This is a genomic window from Elusimicrobiota bacterium (assembly GCA_016706425.1).
Classification (GTDB): Bacteria; Elusimicrobiota; Elusimicrobia; order FEN-1173; family FEN-1173; genus JADJJR01.
Genome location: JADJJR010000001.1, coordinates 1,169,211 through 1,185,404, shown reverse-complemented (window position 1 = coordinate 1,185,404; position 16,194 = coordinate 1,169,211). Strand labels below are relative to the sequence as shown.

Below are 16,194 nucleotides of genomic sequence, written 5' to 3'. Positions count from 1 at the left end.
GACCCCACCCCGGGGGTTTTCAAGTGATTTTTATGGAGTTATGGGAGGGTTTTTAAAGGGTTCGCCGATTTCAAGGAAAGCGGGGGAGGCGGATCACAACGCCAATCGTCCAACGGCGTCGATGGAGCTGTTCATTATTTCAATGGCGACCATGAGGATCGAAAGCAAAACCAACAGGCCCCCCAACCCCTGCAGACCCGCCCGAGCCCCCCCCCGGAATTTCTCCGGAAAAAAGTCGTGAAAGGGGAGCGCGCTCACCAGCCAGCCCGCCCCGGGCAGCAACACCCAAATCCATCGGTACGGCGAGACCGATATGAATCGGGCGGACAAAAAGCCTAAAAGGCCGACCTCGCCGCAAAACAAGGCGAAGTTCACGGTTTTTTGCGGCGGACGTCCTTCAACAGTTTGTATTCGACCGCGTCGCGAAGCGCCTGCCAGGACGCCTCAATGATGTTTTCCGAAACGCCCACGGTGCCCCATTCCTCCGCCGCGTCGCGGCTGGCAATGATCACCCGGACTTTGGAGGAGGTGCCCGCCGCTCCGTCGATGACGCGCACCTTGAAATCCACCAGGCTCATGGTCTTGAGGGCCGGGTAAAACGATTCCAGGGCGCGGCGCAGGCCGCGGTCCAAGGCGTCGATGGGCCCGTGCCCCTCGGCCACCGTGTGTTCAATGCGGCCGCCCACGGCCAACTTCAGCGTGGCCTCGGCCACCAGGGCCTTGGTCTCGCGGTCTTCCTCCACGATGACCCGAAACCCCTTGAGATCGAAGAAGGGCGAGAAGGGACGCACGATGCGCGCCACCAAAAGGTAAAACGACGCTTCCGCGCCTTCGTAATGGTAGCCCTGGTTTTCCAAGGCTTTGACCTGGTGAATCACCTTGTCAACGGCCTCGGGATGCTTTTCGAGGTCGATGTCGAATTCCCGCGCTTTCAAAATCATGTTGGAACGCCCCGCCAGTTCGGAAATCAAGACCCGTCGCTTGTTGCCGACCGCGGCCGGCGTCATGTGCTCGTAGGTGGCGTCGTGGCGGGTGATGGCCGACACGTGCACGCCGCCTTTGTGCGCGAAGGCCGAAACCCCCACGTAAGGTTGGTGGTCGTGGGGCACCTGGTTGGCGACCTCCGCGATGTAGCGGGAGGCCTCGGTCAAAAACCGCAACTGCCCGTCCGTGACGCAGGCGAGTCCCAATTTCAGCATGACGCCGGGGATGACGGACATCAAATTCGCGTTGCCGCAGCGTTCCCCGAGTCCGTTGGCGGTGCCCTGGACCAGCGTCACCCCGTGGCGAACAGCCTCCAGGGAATTGGCCACCGCCGCGTCGGAATCGTTGTGGCAATGGATGCCCAGGGAGGCCTTGGGAAAATGACGACGAACGTCCTGGACGATGTCCGCGATGTGGTGCGGCAAGGCCCCGCCGTTGGTGTCGCACAAGGTCAAATTGTCGGCCCCCGCTTCCAAGGCGGCCCGCAGGGTCGAGAGAGCGTACTCGGCGTTCGCGCGGTAGCCGTCGAAAAAGTGCTCGGCGTCGTAGACGACTTCTTTGCCTTTGGATTTGAGGAACCGCACCGAGTCGCCGATCATCTTGAGGTTTTCGTCGAGCGTCGCCCGCAGGGCGTGTGTCACGTGCAAATCCCAGGATTTCCCGAAAATGCACGCCACGGGCGTGCCCACGCGCACCAGGGCGGCCAGGTTCGGGTCCTTGGCGGCGGGCGTGTCCTTGCGGCGCGTGCTGCCGAAGGCCGACAGCTTCGCGTTCTTAAGTTTTAGGCTTTTGGCTCGGCGGAAGAATTCCTCGTCCTTGGGGTTCGAGCCCGGCCAACCGCCCTCGATGTAGCGCACGCCCAAACGGTCCAAGACGGAGGCGATTTTCAGTTTGTCGTCGACCGAAAGGGAGACGCCCTCCCCTTGGGTGCCGTCGCGCAGGGTGGTGTCGTAGAGTCGAACGACGGGGGCGGAGAACGCCGGCTTTTTTCTCATCCTATCGTTTGGCCGCTGGACGCGGCTTCTCCAGGCCGAAGGCCTTGTGCGCCAGGCGGACCGCGTTCGGACCGTCGGCTTCCTTGACAATGCAGGCGACCTTGATCTCCGAGGTGGAGATCATATCGATGTTGACGCCGGCGTCCGCCAGGGTCTTGAAGAGCTTCGCCGCCACGCCGGGGTGCCCGCGCATGCCGATGCCCACGATGGAGACCTTGGCGACCTTGTCGTCCAAAACCACCTCGTCGGCCTTTAAATCGCGCGACACGTCGTCCAACACCGACATGGCCTTTTTGGTTTCCCCGCGCGCAACGGTAAAAGAGATGTCGTTGCGTCCCGATTGGGGCGCGGACTGAATGATCATGTCGACGTTGATGCCTTCGTCGGCCAGGGGGCCGAAGATCTTGGCGGCCACGCCGGGCCGGTCCGCGATGTTGCGCAAAGTGATTTTCGCCTGCTTGGGGTCGTAGGCGACCCCGGACACCACCACGTCTTCCATGCGCGGCACCTCCGCCGTGATCAATGTGCCCGCGTCGTCCGTGAAGGACGAGCGGACGTGAATGTCGACATTATATTTCTTCCCCACCTCGATCGAGCGGGGCTGCATCACCTGCGCGCCGGCCCCGGCGAGCTCGAGCATTTCCTCGAAAGAAATGCGGTCGATCTTTTGCGCTTCGGGCGCGATGCGGGGGTCGGTCGTGTAGACGCCCTTGACGTCGGTGTAAATCTCGCACACATCGGCCTTCAAGGCCGCGGCCAGGGCCACCGCCGTCAAGTCGGAACCGCCCCGCCCCAGCGTCGCGATGTCTTCGTTGGGGTTGAGGCCTTGGAAACCCGCCACGATCACCACGCGGCCTTTTTTCAATTGATCAAAAATTTTCTTGGGCCGGATGTCCACGATGCGCGCGCGGGTGTGGTCCGCGTCGGCGAAAATACCGGCCTGGGGCCCCGTGAGCGACACGGCCTGGACGCCCTGGTGATTGATGGCCATCGACAGAAGCGCGATCGACACCTGCTCCCCCGTGGACAACAACATATCCATTTCCCGGCCGGAGGGGCGCTCCGTGATTTTCTCCGCCATCTCGATCAAGTCGTCCGTCATGTCGCCCGGGGCCGAAACCACCACGACCACGCGGTGCCCCGCCCGCCGCTTGGCGATGACGCGGTGGGCGACGTTCTTGATGCGGTCGGCGTCCGCGACCGAACTGCCGCCGAATTTCATGACAACGATTTGACTCATGCGATTGACGCCTTTCTCAACGAGGAGACGACAGCCCCCCGGGTATCGATGCTCAATATTTTGGCCGTCGCCCGCACGCGGGCGCGGCCGAACGCGCGTTCCATTGCCCGCCCCACCGCCGCTCCGCGCGACGCCGGCGCCAACGCCAAGATCGTGGGCCCGGCTCCGGAGAGCGCCGCCCCGTGGGCGCCCGCCGCGGTCGCCGATTTTAAAACCCCCGCGAACCCCGGGATCAGCGCCTTCCTGTAGGGTTGGTGCAACCGGTCGTCCATGGCGACGGCCAGCAAATCGCGACGTCCGGACAACAACGCACTGGCCAGCAGGGCCGCCCGCCCCGTGTTGAACACGGCGTCGGCCCGACGGACCCGGACGGGCAACACGGCCCGGGCTTTTTCGGTTTTCAAAGCGAAATCCGGCGTCACGACCACGGCGACGAGCCCCCGAAAAATCCGGGGATCCGTCCGGGCGACGCAGCGGACGTTTTTCCCAACGATGACCGCCGAGCAAAAACCTCCCAAAAGGGCGGGAGCGACGTTGTCCGGGTGCCCCTCAAAAGCGGCCGCCTCGTCCAGCAAAGCGTCCGAGGACAAGGGACGGCCCAACACGGCGTTGGCGGCCACGAGGCCTCCGACAATGGCCGCCGAGGAGGATCCCAATCCCCCCGCAACCGGCAGGGCGCTTTTCAACGTGAAGCGCAACGCGGGCAACGCGCGCCGGCGCATCGCGAACACCCGGCGGAAAGCCCGGTAAGCCAAATTGGTCCCATTCGTGGGAACGCCAACGGAGCCCCCGGTGTCGATCCCCAGCGGGGTTGGAAAATCCCCCCCCCGCACCGTCCATTCGTCGTGGAGCGACAGGGCGATTCCCAACGCGTCGAACCCCGGACCCATATTGGCGGAAGACGCCGGGACCCGGACCGTGACCGAAAAAAACAGCTTCGAAGTCATTATTCTACCAAAACGGGCCGTTGATTACGCCCCGATCCCCTGGGGAACCTCGGCCGCCGCGTCCAACTTCGGCGCGACGACGCCCGCCTTTACGTGGTCCGTGTGCTCTTGAACGATCTTGTGCAGGTCCTGGGTGATGCGCATGGAGCAGAATTTCGGGCCGCACATGGAGCAAAAACGCGCGTCCTTAAACCCCTCTTCGGGCAGCGTCGAATCGTGTTTCGCCTGGGCGGCTTCCGGGTCCAAGGAAAGACGGAATTGATCCTTCCAGCGGAACTCGAAGCGAGCGCGGGACAGTTCATCGTCGCGGTCGCGGGCGCCGGGGCGGCCCCGGGCGATGTCGGCCGCGTGGGCGGCGATTTTGTAGGCGATGCAGCCCTGACGGACGTCCTCGGCGTTGGGCAGTGAAAGATGTTCGGCCGGCGTGACGTAGCACAGGAGCGACGCGCCGGACCACCCCATGATGGCGGCGCCGATGGCCGAGGTGATGTGGTCGTAGCCGGGGGCGATGTCCGTCACGAGAGGCCCCAGGGTGTAGAAGGGCGCTTCGTGGCACCACTTCTGCTGGATTTCAGCGTTCATTTTAATGAGGTGCATGGGGACATGCCCCGGCCCTTCGATCATGACCTGAACGTCGTGGGCCCAGGCCTTGAGCGTCAAATCGCCCAGCGCTTTCAGTTCGCCGAATTGCGCCTCGTCGTTGGCGTCGTGCAGGCACCCGGGCCGCAGGCCGTCGCCGAGGGAGAAGCTGACGTCGTGTTGCTTAAATATTTCACACAGTTCCCCGAACCGGGTGTACAAAAAGTTTTCTTGATTGTGCGCCAGCATCCACTGCGCCATAATGGACCCGCCCCGGGAGACGATGCCGGTGATGCGGCTTTTCGTCAAGGGGATGTGGTCCTTGAGAAGTCCGGCGTGGATCGTCATGTAATCGACGCCCTGGCGGGCCTGTTTCTCCACTTCGTCCAAAAAGAGCTCGGCCGTCATGTCCTCCGGTTTGCCGCAGCGGGCCAACACGCCGTAAATCGGCACGGTGCCCACGGGAACGGTGCTGTGTTTGATGATCGCTTCGCGGGTGGGGTCCAGATCTTTGCCCGTGGACAAGTCCATCAACGTGTCGGCGTGGTATTTGACCGCCATGTCCACCTTGTTCAATTCGCATTGAATGTCGGAGGTCGTGGCCGAATTGCCGAGGTTGGCGTTCAACTTGCAGTTGAAGTTGATGCCGATGATCATGGGGTCCAATCGGTGTTTCAAATGGTTCACGTTCGCCGGAACGATGGCGCGCCCCCGGGCCACTTCCTGCCGGACAAATTCCGGTTCGACGCGCTCTTTTTGCGCGACGATTTTCATCTCCGGGGTGATTTCCCCGGCTTTCGCGCGGTGCATTTGGGTGACGTTTTGACTCATGGGGCCTCCTCAGTTGGGCGCAACGGCGAGGCGTTGGGCCTTGGCCTTTGAAATTTTGTCTTTCAACGCGCGGGCGGCGGCCGCGGGGTCGGTCGCCTCCCCCACGGCGCGGACGACGGCGACGCGGTCCGCCCCGGCGGCGACGGCGCGGTCCACGTTTCCGAGATCAATACCGCCGATCGCCACGAAGGGAATCCGAACCAACCGTTTGTATTCCTTAATCAGTTCCAAACCGACGGGCGCGTAATCGGGCTTGGTGGGTGTGGCGAAAATCGGCCCGCAGCTGATGTAATCCGCCCCGTCGCCGACCGCCGCCAGGGCCTGCGCGGTCGAATGGGTGGAGCACCCGATGAGCTTGCGGTGCCCCAGGAGCGCGCGGGCGTGGCGCACGGGCAAATCCTCTTGGCCGACGTGAACGCCGTCGACGTCCGCCGCGAGGGCCACGTCCACGCGGTCGTTCAAAACAAACAGGGCGCCGGTCCGGTCGCAAATCGCCTGCAACTCCTTGGCCAAGCGCAAAAGCTCGCGGGTCGAAATCTTTTTGTCGCGCAACTGCACGATGTCGACCCCGCCCGCGCAGGCCCGGGCCACTTGGTCGGCGTAACTTGTTCCCTCCCAGGGCGGGGTGGTGACGAAATACAAAGAGACATCGGACAAATCGAAAAGACGCTTGCGTGGGTCGGTCATGACCGTTTCAGAACCTCTTTTTCGAGCATGTACATCTCAAACCGGATTGGCTTAAAACCGCCCGAGGCACGGGGCGACAACACCTTGCCGTACTCTTCCAACACCCGCAGGGCTTCTTCGACGCGGCGAAAGTTTGCGGCCACCAAACCAGACGGGGTCCGCCGGCGCGTCTCTTTCATTCGCCTCCCCAGATCGGCGGCGCTGTCGCGGCTGGCCACCAGCGCTGGGTACGCCCGCCGGGTGATCCGATCCAACCGGTGCCGCGCCAACCGCAGGCGGGCAAAAAGGGCCGGCGCGTTCCAAACGAATCGCGCGGTGTCTTCCAAAACGCGCAGACCCTCCCGCGCGCGGTTCAAATTGGCGTCCAACAGGCGGCGCGCGCCCCGGACGTTCATCGATGGAGCCGGGTGATTTTCTCGATGATCCCCGTGGTCGACCGCCCCTTGAACAGGGGAATGCGAACGACTTTCTTCACGAACTCCCGGCCCACGATGGCGTCCGCGGTCCAATCCCCGCCTTTCACCAGCACGTCGGGGCGCAGGCGGCGGATTAAGTTCCGGGGCGTGTCCTCGGTGAACCACGTCACGAAATCGACGGGTTTGAGCGCGGCCATCAAGGCGGCGCGGTCGTTCAACGGAAGAATGGGGCGTCGGGGTCCCTTGAGGCGCCGGACGGAGGCGTCGGCGTTCAGGCCGACCACCAGGAGGTCCCCCTGACGGCGCGCCCACTCCAACACTTTCAAATGCCCGGCGTGGACCAAATCGAAGCAGCCGTTCGTGAAAACGACGGTTTTTCCCCGTCGCAACCGCCCGAGCCGCCGCGCGAGGGTGGCGGCGCCGAGAACCCTACTTGTAGCCACTCGCCTTCCCCGTGGAAGGAAAAAGCTCGTCCTCCACAATCGCGCACAAAGCGTGCAAGATGGCCAAATGACCTTCTTGGATGCGGGCCGTGCGGTCGGAAGGCACATCGAGGCAGACGTCGGCGAGTTCCTTGAGCTTTCCCCCGCCCTTGCCGGTCCAGGCGATAATCGTCGCCCCGGCCTTCTTGGCCTCACGGACGCCCTCCAAAACATTGCGGGAATTGCCCGAGGTGGAAATGGCCACGACGACGTCGCCCTTGGCGACCAGCCCTTGGAGCTGCCGCGAAAAAATATCGTCGTAGGAATAATCGTTGGCGATGGCCGTGACCGCGGAGGGATTGGTGGTCAGGGCCACGGCCGGCAGGCCCCGCCGGTCTTTTTCAAATCGACCGGAGAGTTCCGCCGTCAAGTGTTGGGCGTCGGCGGCCGAACCGCCGTTGCCGAAGGCCAGCAGCTTTTTCCCTTTACGGAGGGCGAGGACCAACAGACCCGCCGCGCGGGCGATGGCCGGCGATTCTTTCATCAGAAAACGCAGGGTGTCGCTCGACTCGCGGAGGCTCGCCGCGATGCGGTCTTCGATGGAGGGGCGGGGCGCGCCGGACCGTTTCACGTCAGTGGACCGGCTGGAGCGCCAGGTGTTTTTCGATGAAGTCGGTTTTGACGTCGCCTCGAAGGAACGCCTCGTTGGCCATGACGTCGCGGTGGAAGGGAATGGTGGTCTTGACGCCTTCGACCACGAATTCGTCCAGGGCGCGCGCCATCCGGCGGATGACCGATTCCCGCCCGCCGCCGGGCCCCACGCGGCCCGCCACGATGAGCTTGGCCATGAGGCTGTCGTAATACGACGGAATGGTGTAGCCGGGATAGACGTGGGTGTCCACGCGCACGCCGGGGCCGCCGGGCAGGATCAGGTTGGTGATTTTGCCGGGGGAAGGCATGAAATTGCGCTCCGGGTCTTCGGCGTTGATGCGGCATTCGAGCGCGTGGTGCTTGATCTGCACGTCCTCGGCGTCGAAGGGGATCTTTTCCCCCGCGGCGGTGCGGATCTGCTCCTTGATGAGGTCGATGCCGGTGACCATTTCGGTCACGGGGTGTTCGACTTGGATGCGCGTGTTCATTTCAATGAAAAAGAAGTCGTCCGTTTTTTCGTCGTACAGAAACTCCACGGTGCCGACCGTCTGGTATTTCACGGCCTTGGCCGCCAGACGGGCGGCCTTGCCCATTTTCTTGCGGATCGTGTCGGAAATCGACGAGGAGGGCGATTCCTCGATCAATTTTTGGTGGCGGCGTTGGACGGAACAATCGCGCTCGGGGAAACTGATCACTTTCCCGTGGGCGTCGCCCAGGATCTGCACTTCGATGTGGCGGGGCGCGTTGAGGTAGCGCTCCATGTACACGTCGCCGTTGCCGAAGGCGGCTTTCGCCTCGTTCTGGGCGGCCAGGATGGCGTCCTTCAAGAAATGCGCGTCCTGCACGACGCGCATGCCCTTTCCGCCGCCGCCGGCCTTCGCCTTGACCAACAAAGGAAAACCGATCTTGCGGGCCGTCTTCATCAATTCCTTGTCGTTGATGTCGACGCACCCCTTGGTGCCGGGAATGATCGGCACGCCGTAGTCGCCCATGATTTTGCGGGCTTCGGCCTTGTCGCCCATTTTGCGGATGGCGTCCTTGGAAGGCCCGATGAACGTGATGTGGCAACTTTCGCAAACTTCGGCGAAATGGGTGTTCTCGGACAGGAACCCGTAACCGGGGTGGATGGCGTCGGCCCCGGTGATCTCGGCGGCGGAAATGATCGCCGGGATGTTGAGATAGCTTTCGGCCGCCGGCGCGGCCCCGATGCAAACGGACTCGTCGGCGTGACGCACGTGCATCGAACTTCGATCGATGTCGGAGTGAACCGCGACGGTTTTGATCCCCAGTTCGCGGCAGGCGCGGATGACACGCACGGCGATTTCGCCGCGGTTGGCAATCAGAATTTTTTTAAACATGGGGTGGCCCTTCCGTGGGTTCGATTTCAAACAACGGCTGGCCGTATTCCACCGGCTTGCCGCTCTCCACCAGGATCTTCACGATCCGGCCCGACACCGTGGCGATGACGTCCTTGGGCACCTGCATGGCCTCCACGATGGCGAGCCGCGCGCCGGGGGTCACGGAACCGCCCTCAATCACCAGGGGCGGTCGATCCTTGGCGGCGCGTTGGAACGTGCCCACCATGGGGGATTTGACAACGTGGGTCCTGGGCGCGACCGGGGCCTCCGGCGCGGGCGCCGGTTCGGCGACGGGGGGCGGCGGGGGCGGGGCGGTGGCGCGCTTGAACGCGATGCGCCGGTCCCCCTTTTCCCACACCACTTCCGTCAATCCGGACTCCTGGGCGAAAGACAACAACTCGTCGAGGCTCGGGGCGGTGGTTTCACCGTTCACGCGGGTCTTGGTCGTCATACGCGTTCGAGGTACTCGCTCGTGCGCGTGTCCACGCGGATGGTTTCGCCCTCTTTGATAAAGAGGGGTACCATGATCTCGATGTTGTTTTCGAGGGTCGCGGGCTTGACCATGTTCGACACGGAATCGCCTTTGATGCCGGGCACCGTGCTCACCACCTTGAGCGGAACGTTGGCCGGCAGGTCGACCCCCAAAAACTCGTCTTCCAGGTAGAGCGCCTGGACGTCCATATTCTCGGTCAAAAAGCGGGCGGATTCGCCCAGTTTGGACCGGGGCACCGAAATTTGATCGAAACTGCCGGGATCCATGAAGACGAGATTGTCGCCTTCGGCGTAAAGGTACTGCATCGGGCGCCGCGCCAGCGACAATTCAACGAAGCGCTCGCCGGACTTGAACGTGCGTTCGATGGTCGAACCGGTCCGGACGTTGCGGATTTTGACGCGGAGCATCGCCCCGCCTTTGCCCGGCTTGTGATGCTGGAACCAAACCACCTGATAAGCCTGGCCCTCGTGTTCGAAGACCGTGCCGTTCCCCATTTGCGATGTGTCGATCATGCGCTTCCCCTCAAACCTTGGTTAAAATTTCGTTTCCGCCCGGGACCACCCGCAGGGTGTCCTCGATCCGCACGCCGAAGCGCCCCGGCAGATAGACGCCGGGCTCCACCGTCAGGACCATGTTGTTTTTGTAAACGTCGGGGCTCTTGGGACGGTTCCAGGGAGGTTCGTGAATGTCGATGCCCACCCCGTGCCCCGTGCTGTGGATGAAGTACCGCCCGTAACCCGCTCGGGCGATGGTGCCCCGCGTGGCGGCGTCGACCCGGCCCCCGGTGGAACCGGGGAAAACCGCGGCGATACCGGCGCGCTGGGCGGCGGCCACGATGTCGTAAACCTTCTTGTACGACGGTGGGATTTTACCGTAATAGAACGAACGGGTCAAGTCGGACCGGTAGGCCCCCACCCGGCAACCCACATCGAACAAAACGGCCGTGCGGCGGGTCACCCGCGCCTCCCCGGGGATGTGGTGGGGCAGGGCGGTGTTCGGCCCCACGGCGGCGATGAGGTCGAACCCCATTCCCCCCGCCCCGCGGCGGTAAAATTGGTCCGCGATGGCCTTGGCCAGCTGCGTTTCCGTTTGGCCGACCCGCACCCGTTCCCGCACGTGGTCGAGCCCCGCCGCCGTGATGCGCCCCGCCCGCCGCATCAAGGCGACCTCCGCTTCGTCCTTCACCGCCCGCAACTCCTCCAGGGGGTTGGCCGCGGGGCGAAGGCCCTTTTGACGGAGGACGTCGCCCAAACGGTAGATCAACTGCTCCGCGTCAAACCCCACCCGTTTGAAAGCGTGTTTTTTCATCAATGATTCGATCTCCACCGACAGCCGTTTGCCGACCACCAGACGGCACCCCGAGGTGTTTTCCCGGGCCTGCCCGGACAACAACGCCGATAGGAAAAGCCACAGGCCTTTTTTCGTCGCCAGGCCGAAGTACCCTTCGGAATGGAACCCAGTCAAGTAATAGAGATCCGAAACCCCGTTAAAAAAATAGGCGTCCAGTTTTTGCCGCTCCAAAACGTCCGCCAGCCGTTCGCGGCGCTCCAAAAACACCTTCGGGTCCATTTTTTCCACCAAGAATCGCATGATTGCTCCTTACAAACCGACCGCCGACAACACCCCGTTCAAGATCCGGGGGTCGACGCCGGACACCACCCGGGCGTTGCCCCATCCCACGGGAACCACGAAACGAAACCGACCGGCCAGGGTCTTTTTATCCCTCGCCATGGCCTCCAGGATTTGGGACCGGGGCAACGGGCGACGCGCCCGAACCGGCAGGCCCCAGCGCTTAAAAATACCGTCGACCCGGTCGATCCCCGCCGTCGGGAATTTTCCCAGGGCGGCGCCCAGCCGGGCGGCCGCGCACATGCCGACCGCAATGGCCTCCCCGTGGGTGTAGGCGCGGTACCCCGTGACGGTTTCGATGGCGTGGCCGAAGGTGTGGCCGAGGTTCAAAATTTCGCGCAGGCCGCGGGTTTCGCGCTCATCCCGGGACACCACCCGAGCCTTGATGGCCGCCGAACGGGCGATGATTCCCGACAGAAGCCGAAGGTCTTTTTTCAGCGCGACCAAGGAAACCCTGCCCAGAAGAGCCAGCAGGGCCTTGTCCGCGATGAGCCCGTATTTGATGATCTCGGCCATTCCAGTCCGCCATTGGCGGTCGGGCAGGGTGCGCAAGGTCCCGGGGTCCATCCACACCAACGCGGGTTGCCAGAAGGCCCCGACCAGGTTCTTCCCTTCGGGAAGGTCGACCCCGGTTTTTCCTCCGATGGCGGAGTCCACCATCGCCAAAAGCGTCGTGGGGACCTGAACCACCGGAACGCCCCGCAAATAAGTGGCCGCAAAAAATCCGGCCATATCCCCGACGACACCCCCCCCCAAGGCCACCACGGGGCAGCGGCGGTCAAGACCGGCCGCCAGGGCCCGGGGGTAAAGGGTTTGAACCACGGACAATTGCTTGTGACGTTCACCGTCCGGCACCAAGGCCGTGGCCGTTTCGAACCCCGCTTTCTTGAGGCCCCGAAGAAGCGGCGCGCCGTGGGCCCGGGCGATGGGGGCCGAACTCACCACGAGAGCCCGGCGGCCCGTCACCAACCGCGCCAGGGCGGGCCCCAGTTTCTCCAAAGACGCCCCCACCACCAGGCGGTGGGACCGGCCGTTGGACAAGGAAACGGGAATGGTTTTCACGCGGCGGGGAGAAGCGCGAGAATTTGGTCGGCCACCTCGGCCGGGGTTTTTCCATCGGTGGCCACGCGGTGGGAGCAACGGGCGTAGACGGCCGAGCGTTCCGCGAGCAATTCTTGAATTCGGCGAAGGGGTTCGTCCCCCTGGAGAAGGGGGCGGGTGGCGGGTTCGGACCGCAGTCGCTCCAAGACGGTTTCGGGCGACGCCGTCAGGCAAAACACAACGCCCGACTTTTCCAATTCGGTCATGTTGGTGGGCCGCAGAGGGACTCCGCCGCCGGTGGCGATCACCGCGTCGGGAATGACCGAAACCAGGCCGATCGTTTGGGCCTCTAAGTCGCGGAAAGCGGCTTCCCCGGCCTTGGTGAAGATTTGCGCGATGGACAGGCCGGTTTGTTTTTCGATCATGTCGTCGGTGTCAAAAAAAGGCCGCCGCAACCGCTGGGAGAGGATTTTCCCCACGGCGGATTTGCCCGTCGCCATGAATCCGGTGAGGACGATGCTCATCAATAGGAACGGAGGTGGGCGTTGAACCGCGCCAGATTGTCGGCCATTTCGCGCAGGGAGTCGCCGCCGAATTTCTCCTGGGCGGCCTGGGCCAACACGACGGCGGTGACGGCTTCGCCGATCACGGCGGCGCTGGCCACCGGGCAGACGTCGGAGCGGACGATGTCGGCGGTCATTTCCTCTTTGGTGCCGATGTTCACGGATTTGAGCGGCTTGCGCAGGGACGCCAAGGGCTTGAGCGCCGCGCGCAGGACAATGGGGTCGCCGTTCGTCATGCCGCCTTCGATGCCGCCGGCGTTGTTGGTGTTGCGGAAAAACCCTTTCCCGGCCTTGTGAAAGATCTCGTCGTGGATCGCCGACCCTTTGAGCTTGGCCAGTTCGAAACCCCGGCCCACCTCGACGCCCTTGTGCGCTTGGATGGACAAAAGAGCCTGGGCCAATTGGCCCTCGATGCGGCGGTCCCAGTGGGTGTGGCTGCCGAGGCCGACGGGACAGCCCGTGGCGATCACGGTGTACACGCCCCCCAGGGTGTCGCCGTTGGCTTTGGCGTCCTTGATGGCCTCAACCATTTTATCCTCGGCCGTCTTGTCGGGGCAGCGGAGTTGGGATTTCTCGGCCAGGGCGTGGGCGTCCTCGATGGACATCGCCGGCTCGGCGATGCCGATGCCACCGATTTCCACCACCCAGGAGTAAATCCGAACGCCCAATTCTTCCAACAAACGACGACAGACCGCCCCCGCCGCGGTGCGGGCGGCGGTTTCGCGCGCGGACGCGCGCTCCAAAATGTCCCGGGTGTCCTGGCGGTCGTACTTCAGGACGCCGACCAAGTCCGCGTGACCCGGCCGGGGCCGCACGGTTCGGTGCTTGTCGGAGCGGTCCTCCGCCCGGACGGACATGATTTTTTCCCAGTTTTCCCAGTCCTTGTTTTCAATTTGAAGGGTGATGGGCGAGCCCAGGGTTTCCCCCCAGCGCACGCCGGACAGTATGCGGGCGGTGTCTTTTTCAATGTACTGGAGGCGCTCGCCGCGGCCGAAACTGTATTGGCGGCGGGAGAGCTCCTGATTGATGAAATCTTCGGTGATTTTCAGTCCGGCGGGAACGCCTTCAATGACGGCGGTCAGGCTGGGGCCGTGGGACTCCCCCGCGGTGAGGTAACGGATCACAGTGTCTCCTTCTTTGCGTTTTGAGCGGCCTCGCGCATCACGCGCCGAAGCTCCAAAGGGTCGTATTTTAGCTTTTTTGGCTCTTCCCCAAACCACAGATCAAAAGCCAAGGCGCCCTGGTTCACCAGCATGCCGAGCCCGCCCACGGCCAAACAGCCCTTGGCCCGGGCGGCTTTAAGCAACTCCGTTTCTCGGTGGTAGACCATGTCATACACCGCCTGGTCGGCCCGCAGGTTCGCGGGGTCCAGCGGGGGTGGGTCCCCCGGGTTTTGCCCCGCCCGGGTCGCGTTGATGACGACATCCGCCGAGCGAAAGGCCAAGTCGGTTTCGGAGCGGGCCACCCGCAGGTTCAACCGACGGACGGCGCCGAACCCGAGGGGAAACCCGCCGACCATTTCCTCGGCCCGCCGGGAATGACGGTTCCACACCGTGACGGATTTGGGGAAAGGTCGATTTTTTAAAAAAAAGGAGCCCACGACGGCACGAGCCGCTCCCCCCGCGCCAAGGATCAGAATGTTCCGTTCGCCGAAATCGATGCCGTGGCTTTCGGCGTCCGACCGGAACCCTTCGACGTCCGTGTTCGTCACGACCCAAAGCGATTTTCGATGGGCGGTGTTCACCGCGCCGACAAAACCCCACTCAACGCCGGAAGGGCCCGACCCGATTTCCTGGGCTCTCTCTTTAAAAGGGTTGGTGATGTTAAACCCGTCCAAAAAGTCTTTTTGAGCGAGAAAACTTCCCCATTCCGATTCGGGAATGTCGATTTTCCGATAGGCGGCCTTTAAACCAAAGCGCGCAATGGCGGCGTTGTGCATGGCGGGGGAGAGGGAATAGGGTATGCCGCAACCCACCACGCCGTACCGCGCGTGCCCCTCGGGGACGTCTATGAAAAGTGATTTAAGATCCACCGAGCGTCAATCCTTTCACGAGGAAGGTGGGCGCGCCGAAGGAGCCCAACCAGGCCAAATCGTCCGCCACGGCGACCACGCCGCCCAAAACGTCCTTGAGATTTCCGGCCAGGGTCACGCCCCGCACGCCCCGCCGCACGCGCCCCCCCTCCAACCAGGCCCCGGCGGCGCCAACGGAGAAATCCCCGCTGGCCGGGTCGGCGGTGTGCATGCCGATCACGTCCCACACCCAAAAGGCCCGTCCGGCCAATTCCAAAAGGTCGGCGCGCGGCAGGGCGCCGGCTTCCATGTGAAAATTCGTGGGCCCCGGGGTGGGGGTGCCCCCGGCCCGCGTCGCGTTTCCGGTGCTGACGGTGCGGCCCCGACAAGCCGTTTCGGTGGAATGCAAAAAGGCGCGCAGGCGGCCGTCCACGATGACCGGGGTTCGCTGGGTGGGATGGCCTTCGTCGTCCCAACCGGCGGTGGCCAGGCCGCCGGGGCGACGGCCATCGTCCACCACCGTCACGAGCGGGGCGGCCACCGATTTTCCCATCGATCGGTTCACGTAGGATCGCCCGCGCTGAACGGCTTCGGCGGACACCGCCTGGGCCAGCAGGGCCAAAAATTCGACGCCGACGCGCGGCGCGAACACCACCGGCCAGCGGCCGGAGGTCAGAGGTCGCCCACCCAGCGCGGCCCCCAACCGTTCCAGCAAATCGTCGATCACGGGGTCCAAACGGAGCCCCGCCCAAGACCGGGCCGAGGCCCCGCCCCACACGGACTCGGAGTCGCCCCGGGACTCCCCCAAGACTTCGGCGCCGAAAGACACTTCGGTCCCGGCGTCCGCCACCGCGATCCCGCGGCTGTTGACGACCGCGCGTTCCCCACGGGTTTCCTCGAACGTCAATCGAAGGGCTTTTCGGACCCGGGCGTCCCGTCGGCGCAAATCGTTCTCGATCCGGCCCAGGGCGGCCCAATGGTCCCGGGACGGGGCTTGAAACAGGGTCCGATCTTCCGGATCGGGGGTGTAGGACGTGGGCGAGGGTTGGGGCAAAACACGGGCGCCATCGGCGGGCATGGCGCGGGCCGCCGTCACGGCGCGCTCCCACAGACGGCGGACGCCCCGGGGGGTCGTGTCCACGCCGCTCGCCACCCCCTGACGGCCCCGCCCCAGGGCGCGCACCGTCGCCCGAACGGTCGTCCCCCGGAGGCATTCTTTGGGTTTGCCTTCGGCCCAGGACAGGGCGCGGGACTCCTCTTTCTCCAACAGGACTTCCGCCCCCCAACCGGCGGGCGTCGGCAGACCGCCCAGCAGGGCTTCGGCTCGGTTTTTCAAATTCCCCATGG

At 63.9% G+C, this 16,194-nt stretch carries 18 protein-coding genes; all 18 read right to left on the bottom strand.

Features of this window, described 5'->3' with window-relative positions; all coding sequences use genetic code 11:
* Positions 1-93: 93 nt before the first annotated feature.
* Positions 94-375 (bottom strand): hypothetical protein, encoded by a 282-nt coding sequence (locus tag IPI56_04915; GenBank protein MBK7545078.1) that lies wholly within the window; start codon positions 373-375, stop codon positions 94-96.
* Positions 372-1,979 (bottom strand): citramalate synthase, encoded by a 1,608-nt coding sequence (locus IPI56_04910; GenBank protein ID MBK7545077.1) that lies wholly within the window; start codon positions 1,977-1,979, stop codon positions 372-374. The genes IPI56_04915 and IPI56_04910 overlap by 4 nt, the downstream gene beginning before the upstream one ends.
* Position 1,980: 1 nt before the next feature.
* Positions 1,981-3,219, bottom strand: coding sequence for an aspartate kinase (locus tag IPI56_04905; protein ID MBK7545076.1), 1,239 nt, complete (start codon positions 3,217-3,219; stop codon positions 1,981-1,983).
* A complete protein-coding gene (locus tag IPI56_04900) occupies positions 3,216-4,166 on the bottom strand; it encodes a homoserine kinase (GenBank protein ID MBK7545075.1) in 951 nt (316 codons plus the stop codon). Before IPI56_04900 ends, IPI56_04905 begins: the two co-directional genes overlap by 4 nt.
* A gap of 24 nt (positions 4,167-4,190) precedes the next feature.
* The gene (thiC, locus tag IPI56_04895; protein MBK7545074.1) at positions 4,191-5,576 is read right to left on the bottom strand and encodes a phosphomethylpyrimidine synthase ThiC; all 1,386 of its coding nucleotides are present in this window, start codon (positions 5,574-5,576) and stop codon (positions 4,191-4,193) included.
* Positions 5,577-5,585: 9 nt separating this feature from the next.
* Positions 5,586-6,263 (bottom strand): thiamine phosphate synthase, encoded by a 678-nt coding sequence (gene thiE / locus IPI56_04890; protein ID MBK7545073.1) that lies wholly within the window; start codon positions 6,261-6,263, stop codon positions 5,586-5,588.
* On the bottom strand, positions 6,260-6,658 hold the full coding sequence (locus IPI56_04885) for a hypothetical protein (protein MBK7545072.1): 399 nt from the start codon (positions 6,656-6,658) through the stop codon (positions 6,260-6,262). The genes thiE and IPI56_04885 overlap by 4 nt, the downstream gene beginning before the upstream one ends.
* A complete protein-coding gene (locus tag IPI56_04880; GenBank protein ID MBK7545071.1) occupies positions 6,655-7,122 on the bottom strand; it encodes an adenylyltransferase/cytidyltransferase family protein in 468 nt (155 codons plus the stop codon). The genes IPI56_04885 and IPI56_04880 overlap by 4 nt, the downstream gene beginning before the upstream one ends.
* A complete protein-coding gene (locus tag IPI56_04875; GenBank protein MBK7545070.1) occupies positions 7,109-7,645 on the bottom strand; it encodes a D-sedoheptulose 7-phosphate isomerase in 537 nt (178 codons plus the stop codon). Before IPI56_04875 ends, IPI56_04880 begins: the two co-directional genes overlap by 14 nt.
* 88 nt (positions 7,646-7,733) lie before the next feature.
* Positions 7,734-9,110 (bottom strand): acetyl-CoA carboxylase biotin carboxylase subunit, encoded by a 1,377-nt coding sequence (gene accC, locus IPI56_04870; GenBank protein ID MBK7545069.1) that lies wholly within the window; start codon positions 9,108-9,110, stop codon positions 7,734-7,736.
* Positions 9,103-9,561, bottom strand: a complete 459-nt coding sequence (locus IPI56_04865; GenBank protein ID MBK7545068.1) for a biotin/lipoyl-binding protein — start codon at positions 9,559-9,561, stop codon at positions 9,103-9,105. Before IPI56_04865 ends, accC begins: the two co-directional genes overlap by 8 nt.
* Positions 9,558-10,115 carry an elongation factor P gene (gene efp, locus IPI56_04860; GenBank protein MBK7545067.1) on the bottom strand — a complete coding sequence of 186 codons (558 nt, stop codon included), beginning with the start codon at positions 10,113-10,115 and terminating at the stop codon, positions 9,558-9,560. Before efp ends, IPI56_04865 begins: the two co-directional genes overlap by 4 nt.
* 10 nt (positions 10,116-10,125) lie before the next feature.
* Complete coding sequence (locus tag IPI56_04855) at positions 10,126-11,193, bottom strand: aminopeptidase P family protein (GenBank protein MBK7545066.1); 1,068 nt, start codon at positions 11,191-11,193, stop codon at positions 10,126-10,128.
* 9 nt (positions 11,194-11,202) lie between these two features.
* Positions 11,203-12,294 carry a 3-dehydroquinate synthase gene (gene aroB / locus IPI56_04850; protein ID MBK7545065.1) on the bottom strand — a complete coding sequence of 364 codons (1,092 nt, stop codon included), beginning with the start codon at positions 12,292-12,294 and terminating at the stop codon, positions 11,203-11,205.
* On the bottom strand, positions 12,291-12,797 hold the full coding sequence (locus tag IPI56_04845; protein ID MBK7545064.1) for a shikimate kinase: 507 nt from the start codon (positions 12,795-12,797) through the stop codon (positions 12,291-12,293). Before IPI56_04845 ends, aroB begins: the two co-directional genes overlap by 4 nt.
* On the bottom strand, positions 12,797-13,960 hold the full coding sequence (aroC, locus tag IPI56_04840; protein MBK7545063.1) for a chorismate synthase: 1,164 nt from the start codon (positions 13,958-13,960) through the stop codon (positions 12,797-12,799). Before aroC ends, IPI56_04845 begins: the two co-directional genes overlap by 1 nt.
* Positions 13,957-14,868: a shikimate dehydrogenase gene (locus IPI56_04835; protein MBK7545062.1), complete on the bottom strand. Its 912-nt coding sequence runs from the start codon at positions 14,866-14,868 to the stop codon at positions 13,957-13,959. Before IPI56_04835 ends, aroC begins: the two co-directional genes overlap by 4 nt.
* A complete protein-coding gene (locus IPI56_04830; GenBank protein MBK7545061.1) occupies positions 14,858-16,192 on the bottom strand; it encodes a TldD/PmbA family protein in 1,335 nt (444 codons plus the stop codon). Before IPI56_04830 ends, IPI56_04835 begins: the two co-directional genes overlap by 11 nt.
* Positions 16,193-16,194 lie beyond the last annotated feature (2 nt).